The organism is Nocardioides sp. P5_C9_2 (assembly GCF_054049555.1).
Map to the genome: position 1 here is coordinate 1 of NZ_JBFUMD010000197.1, position 6414 is coordinate 6414.

Genomic DNA, 6414 nt, shown 5'->3' on the forward strand with positions numbered 1-6414 from the left:
GCCTTCGACCTGGTCGAGGCCGCCGGTCTGGCGAGGCGGCGGCGCCGGCACGCGGTGGCAGTCGCCCTGGCGACGTTCGTGCTCGCCGCTACCGCCTTCCTGACCGGGGTGGACGGCGAGTCCCCCGGTCCGGGACCTGCCGAGGCGTCCGCGCCCACGGAGACGGACCCCGCCCGGATGACCACGCCGGCGAACGGCACCTACGAGCTGTCGGCGTCGGAGGGCTCCACCCTCCCGGCCGTGCGGATCACCGTCCCGACGCGGTGGACCGCGTGGCTCGGCCCGGGCAGGCGCGACGGGCTGGTTGCCCAGGTGATGTACGACGAGCTGGTCTTCGCCGAGGACCGCGGCTCGTACGTCGGGCTGCTCGTCGCGGAGGTCACCGGGGTCACCCAGCGGGACTGCACCTCGAAGGACGTCACGGTCGGGGGCCCGGCGTCGTTGGTGCGGGCCCTGGCGGACGCCCCCCGTCTCGACGTGATCTCCGGTCCCGAACGCACGATCCGCTCCGGTCGCACGGCCGTGCGACTGCGCTTGCGCGAGCACCGCAGGCAGCTCGTCTGCCCGGGCGTCCCCCTGTTCGAGACCTCGCGTGGACCGGTCTCCGGGCGCTACGGCGGCACCACGTACGACGCCTGCATCATTGACGTGGACGGTGAGCCCCTGCTGGTATGGGCCGGGTGGACGCGCGGCGCACCGAGGTCCGACGTGGCGGCACTGTGGGGTATCGAGGACTCCATCGCATTGCGCGACCGTGAGTAATTGCGCGACCGTGAGCAGCAGTGAGCCTGCTGCATCGAGACCCCGTCGGGCACCGGGGAAGAAGTCCGCAGCGACACGGAACCTCGTGGGTCGCTGGGGAGTCGTTGTGGTCATCCCAGCCAGGAGGCCGGCATGGACGAAGACTCCATCACCTTCGGGCGGATGCCGGATCTCGGGGACCGCGTGTCCCTCCGCGACGTGTTCGACGCGAGCTATCGCAAGCTCGTGGTGCAGCTCTACGGCGTCACCGGTGACTTCGACGAGGCGGAGGACGTGGTCCAGGAGGCCTTCGTCCGGGCGGCCACCGCCGGACGCCGCTTCCTGCGGGTGGAGAACCCCGAGGCGTGGCTGCGCACGACGGCCATCCACGCGCACCGCAGCAGGTGGCGCAAGCGGCGCAACGGCCAGCGCGCCCGCGACCTGATGGTGGCGCCGCGGGACCCGGCAGCCCTCGAGGACCACCTCGAGATCATCACCGCCCTCCGGGACCTGCCGGAGCCGCAGCGGCAGGTCATCGCCCTGCACTACCTCGCGGACCTGCCCGTCCACGAGATCGCGGACGAGCTCGGCGTGCCGACCGGGACCGTCAAGTCGCGCCTGAGCCGCGGCCGGGACGCGCTCGCCGTACTGCTCGACCACTCCGAGGAAGGTGCCGACCATGTCTGAGCGACTGCTGGAGGCGTTCCGTGAGAAGGCCGAGGCCAGCACTCCGGTACCGGCGTTCGAGACGATCGAGGCCGCCGGGCGCGCCCGTCGACGCCGGCGGCACGCGACGGTGGCCCTGATCGCTGCCTGCACGCTCGGCGTGGCCGGCTTCGTGGCCGCGACGGACGGGGCACCCGACGCCCCCCGGCCCGCTGGTGGACCCGATCCGTCCTCGATCGCCACGCCGTGGCCCGGCCCCACGATGACCACCCTCCCGGGGGGCACCTACGACCTCACGCCCTACGCCGACGTGACGCTCCCTGCCGCGCAGGTCACGATCCCGGACGGCTGGAACGCGCAGTACGGGCCCGACCTGTTCGCGGGAGTCGGACCGGCCGGGTCGGACAACGGGCGAGCGCTGCGTCGGTCCCCGTGGTACGCCGGTCTGGTCGTGACCGAGGTCGACTCCCTCTCGGAGGGCGACTGCGACACGAACTTCCTCATCGGCGCAGGCTCCGAGGAGGTGCTGGCGGCACTCATGGAGCTGCCCCGTCTGGAGGTGACGTCCGGTCCCGACACCACGACCCGGTTCGGCCATCCCGCCGTCCACCTCGGCATGCGGGACAGCCGGCGGGAGCCCGTCTGCCCGTACGGCGGGATGTTCGGCGCCACCGAGGGCCGGATCGGCGATCTCGGTCTCGGTGGCACCTACGACCTCTGGCTGGTCGACGTGGACGGCGAACCCCTCCTCGTGATGACGGCGTGGAGCCGCAACGCACCGCGCAGCACCGTCGCGGAGCTGCAGGGCATGGCGGACACGATCGAGCTGCACCCCCGCCACCTCCCGTGGCGGGACTGAGCACGCCCCAGCGGCACGGAACTGCCCTCTCACCTCAGGCGGGGAAGGATTCACCCCTCGCGTGCAGGTCGCGGAGGTACGCCGTGGGCCGGAACCGCTCGCCGTACGTCTCCGCGAGATCGTCGGCACGGGCCAGGAAGGCGCCGAGGCCGATCTCGCCGACGGGACGCCCGCGCTCGTCGAGGGCCTGGTAGCCGGTCATGAACTGCGCGGCCCCGCCGGTGCTGGCAGGGAAGCCGATGCCCATGATCGAGCCGATGTTGGCCGCGGCGGCGGAGGTGATGACCCCCTCCTCGAAGCACTTCGCGGTCTCCAGCGCCTCGATGAAGAGCATCCGGTCCTTCATGTCCGCGAAGGGGATCTGCTCATCGGCGACCGGGAACGTCTCGCCGAGCTCCTTCCACAGCCCCGCCCGGCGGCCGGACTCGTCGTACTCGTAGAAGCCGGCACCCTTGAGGCGCGACGGACGGCCCGCCTCGATCATCGTGGCGATCACCTCGCCGGCCCGGTCCTCCGGCAGCGCGCGACCCTCGCGGACGGCGGCGTCGGCGGTGGCCGTGCGGATCTTGGCCATCAGCTCCATGTTGAGCTCGTCGCTGATCTGCAGCGGCCCGACCGGGAAGCCGGCCTGGGTGGCGGCCCGCTCCAGCGACATCGGGTGCGCGCCCTCGGCGAGCATCGTCAGGCCCTCGTTGATCTGCGTGCCGATGACCCGCGAGGTGTAGAAGCCGCGGGAGTCGTTGACCACGATCGGGGTCTTGCGGATCTGCTGGACGACGTCGTACGCCTTGGCCAGCGCCACGTCGGAGGTGTCCTTGCCGCGGATGATCTCGACCAGCGGCATCTTGTCGACGGGGCTGAAGAAGTGCAGCCCGATGAAGTCGGCGGGGCGCTCGATGCCCTCGGCGAGCTCGGTGATCGGCAGCGTCGAGGTGTTGGAGCAGAGCAGCGCGTCGTCGTTGACGAAGGGCATCACCTCGGCGAAGACCCGGGCCTTGAGCGCCGGGTCCTCGAACACCGCCTCGATGACCAGGTCGCAGCCCACCAGGTCGGCGGCGTCACCGGTCGCGGTGATCCGGTCGAGCAGCTCGTCGGCCTTCTCCTGGGTGATCTTGCCGCGCTCGACGCCCTTGGCGTTGAGCGTGGCGGTGTAGGCCTTGCCCTTCTCGGCATTCTCGGTCGAGACGTCCTTGAGCACGACCTGCATGCCCGCGCGGGCGCACGAGTAGGCGATGCCCGCGCCCATCATCCCGGCGCCGAGGACGCCGACCTTGGTGGCCTTCCAGCGCTCGATGCCCTCGGGCCGCAGCGACCCGGAGTTGATCGCCTGCAGGTCGAAGAAGAACGCCTGGATCATGTTCGTGGAGCCCTGGTTGACGATCAGGCTGGTGAGGTAGCGCGACTCGATGCGCGAGGCGGTGTCGAAGTCGACCTGCGCGCCCTCGACCGCGGCGCTGAGGATCGCGCGCGGGGCGGGGTAGACGGCGCCCTTGGTCTGCTTGCGCAGCAGCGCCGGGAAGGCGGGCAGGAACTGCGCCAGCGCCGGGGTCCTCGGCGTGCCGCCGGGCATCTTGTAGCCGGCGCGGTCCCACGGCTTGGTGGCCGCCTCCTCGTCGTCGCGGTGCGCGAGGATCCACGCCTTCGCGGCCGGTACGAGCTCCTCGCGGGTGGGCAGCAGCTCGTCGACGAGGCCCTTGGCCAGCGCGCCCTGCGGGTCGAACTGGGTGCCGGGCATCAGCACGTCCATGAGTGCGGTCTGCAGACCGAGCATGCGTACGACGCGCGTCACGCCGCCGCCGCCGGGGAGCAGGCCGAGGGTGGACTCGGGCAGGCCGATCTTGACCGACCGGTCGTCGACGGCGATGCGGTGGTTGGCCGCGAGCGCGATCTCCAGGCCACCACCGAGCGCGGCGCCGTTGATCGCGGCGACGACCGGGCGCGGGAAGCGCTCGAGACGGCGCAGCCCGGCCTTGATCGCCTCTCCGGACTCGAAGATCCGCTGGGCGTCGTCGGGGGTGGCCTGCGACATCAGCGTGAGGTTGCCGCCGGCGAAGAAGGTCTTCTTGGCGCTCGCGACGACGACGCCGACGACGTCGTCCTGCTCGGCGTACAGCCGGTCGACGACCTCGTCCATCGACCGCTGGTACAGCTCGGTCATGGTGTTGGCCCGCGACGTGGGGTCGTCGAGGGTGRGGGTGACGATGCCGTCGGCGTCGCGCTCGTAGCGGACGGCGGTCTGCTGGTCGGTGCTGGTGGTGGTGCTGCTCATGGGTGGGTGTCTGCCTTTCAGACGAGCTCGACGATGGTGGCGATGCCCATGCCTCCGCCGACGCAGAGCGTGGCCAGGCCGCGCTTCTGGTCGCGGCGGGCGAGCTCGTCGACGAGGGTGCCGAGGATCATCGCGCCGGTGGCGCCGAGGGGGTGGCCCATCGCGATCGCGCCGCCGTTGACGTTGGTGATGTCGTGGGAGATGCCCAGGTCGCGCATGAAGCGCATCGCGACGGCCGCGAAGGCCTCGTTGATCTCGAAGAGGTCGATGTGCTCCACCTCGAGACCGGCCTTGGCCAGCGCCTTGCGGGCGGCCGGGGCGGGCCCGGTGAGCATGATCGTCGGGTCGGCACCGGAGACCGCGGTGGCGATGATCCGCGCGCGAGGGGTCAGGCCGAGGTCGGTGCCGACCTGCTCGCTGCCGATGGCCATGATCGCGGCGCCGTCGACGATGCCGGAGCTGTTGCCGGCGTGGTGGACGTGGTCGATGCGCTCGACCCAGTGGTACTTCTCCAGCGCCACGTCGTCGAAGCCGGCGTCGCGGCCGATCTGGGCGAAGGACGGCTTGAGGCCGGCCAGGCCCTCGGGGCTGGTGTCGGGGCGGATCGTCTCGTCGTGGTCCAGCACGGTGAGGCCGTTGCGGTCGCGGACCGGGATCACGGCGTCGGAGAAGTAGCCGTTGGCCCACGCCTTGGCGGCCCGGTGGTGCGACTCGGCGGYGAAGGCGTCCACGTCACCGCGGTTCCAGCCCTCGATGGTGGCGATCAGGTCGGCACCGATGCCCTGCGGGACGAAGCCGGTGGTGAGCGCGGTGGCCGGGTCCATGGCCCAGGCGCCGCCGTCGGAGCCSATCGGGACMCRGCTCATCGACTCCACGCCGCCGGCGAGGATGAGGTCCTCGAAGCCGCCGCGGACGCGGGAGGCCGCCTGGTTGACCGCCTCGAGCCCGGAGGCGCAGAAGCGGTTGAGCTGCACGCCGGCCACGGTCTCGGGGTAGCCCGCCGCGAGCGCCGCGGTCTTGGCGATGTCGCCGCCCTGGTCGCCGAGGGGCGACACCACGCCCAGCACCACGTCGTCCACGCGGGCGGGGTCGAGGCCGGGGTTGCGTGTGCGCACCTCGTCGAGCAGTCCGACCACCAGGTCGACCGGCTTGACCTCGTGCAGGGTGCCGACCGCCTTGCCCTTGCCGCGGGGCGTACGGATGTGGTCGTAGATGAATGCCTCTGCCATGACCGTCCTTCGGTGTCGAGAGGTGGAGTCGAGCGGGTGTGGAGACCCGCCCCTCGATTGTGACACCATCACTGTCACCGTGGTCAACCGATGTGGCCCGGCTCACGCCCGAGGAGGGACGACGATGACCGACGCCGCACGCGACGCCGGACCCGACTCCGAGTCGGAGGTGTACGACGACCTCCTCCTGACCCTCGACGAGCTCACCGAGCGGGTCGGCACCAGCGTGCGCAACGTCCGCTTCTACACCTCGCGCGGCCTCGTCCCGCCGCCGATCCGTCGCGGACGCTCCGGCTACTACTCCTCCGAGCACGTCGCCCGGCTCGAGCTGGTCCGCGAGCTGCAGGGCCACGGCTTCACGCTGGCCGCGATCGAGAAGTACGTCGAGCGCATCCCCGCCGACGCCACCCCCTCGGACATCGCCCTCCACCTGTCCCTGCTGGCGCCGGTCACCGGCGAGCGGCACGTCGACGTCGCCGAGGGCCTGGCCGGCCTGGGCGTGCCGCCGGAGGCCGCGGCCGCGGTGGCCGAGGTGTACGCCGAGCACGGCCGGCAGGTGGCCGCCGAGCTCTCGGAGATCGTCCGGACGCTCGTCTGGCCGCCCGTCCGCGACGCCGGCGGCACCCCCGAGCAGCTGCGCGAGATGGTGC

The 6414-nt window shown here is 71.9% G+C and carries 6 protein-coding genes; 4 read left to right on the forward strand and 2 right to left on the reverse strand.

Annotation, left to right across the window (positions count from 1 at the left end):
* The 3 genes from ACXJKL_RS11385 to ACXJKL_RS11395 all read left to right on the forward strand — a co-directional run.
* On the forward strand, window positions 1–762 hold a 762-nt coding region (locus ACXJKL_RS11385; protein WP_457207160.1), incomplete at its 5' end, for a hypothetical protein.
* A gap of 132 nt (window positions 763–894) precedes the next feature.
* Window positions 895–1428 (forward strand): RNA polymerase sigma factor, encoded by a 534-nt coding sequence (locus tag ACXJKL_RS11390; RefSeq protein ID WP_457207161.1) that lies wholly within the window; start codon window positions 895–897, stop codon window positions 1426–1428.
* On the forward strand, window positions 1421–2266 hold the full coding sequence (locus ACXJKL_RS11395; protein WP_457207162.1) for a hypothetical protein: 846 nt from the start codon (window positions 1421–1423) through the stop codon (window positions 2264–2266). Before ACXJKL_RS11390 ends, ACXJKL_RS11395 begins: the two co-directional genes overlap by 8 nt.
* A 34-nt stretch (window positions 2267–2300) precedes the next feature.
* Here the strand turns inward: ACXJKL_RS11395 and ACXJKL_RS11400 are convergent, their stop codons facing one another.
* Both ACXJKL_RS11400 and ACXJKL_RS11405 read right to left on the reverse strand, forming a co-directional pair.
* On the reverse strand, window positions 2301–4535 hold the full coding sequence (locus tag ACXJKL_RS11400; protein ID WP_457207163.1) for a 3-hydroxyacyl-CoA dehydrogenase NAD-binding domain-containing protein: 2235 nt from the start codon (window positions 4533–4535) through the stop codon (window positions 2301–2303).
* Window positions 4536–4552: 17 nt separating this feature from the next.
* Window positions 4553–5764, reverse strand: a complete 1212-nt coding sequence (locus tag ACXJKL_RS11405) for an acetyl-CoA C-acetyltransferase (protein ID WP_457207164.1) — start codon at window positions 5762–5764, stop codon at window positions 4553–4555.
* Between the two features lie 124 nt (window positions 5765–5888).
* Between ACXJKL_RS11405 and ACXJKL_RS11410 the strand changes: the two genes are divergently transcribed.
* Window positions 5889–6414 (forward strand): helix-turn-helix domain-containing protein (locus ACXJKL_RS11410; protein ID WP_457207165.1); only part of this gene is annotated, 526 nt, incomplete at its 3' end.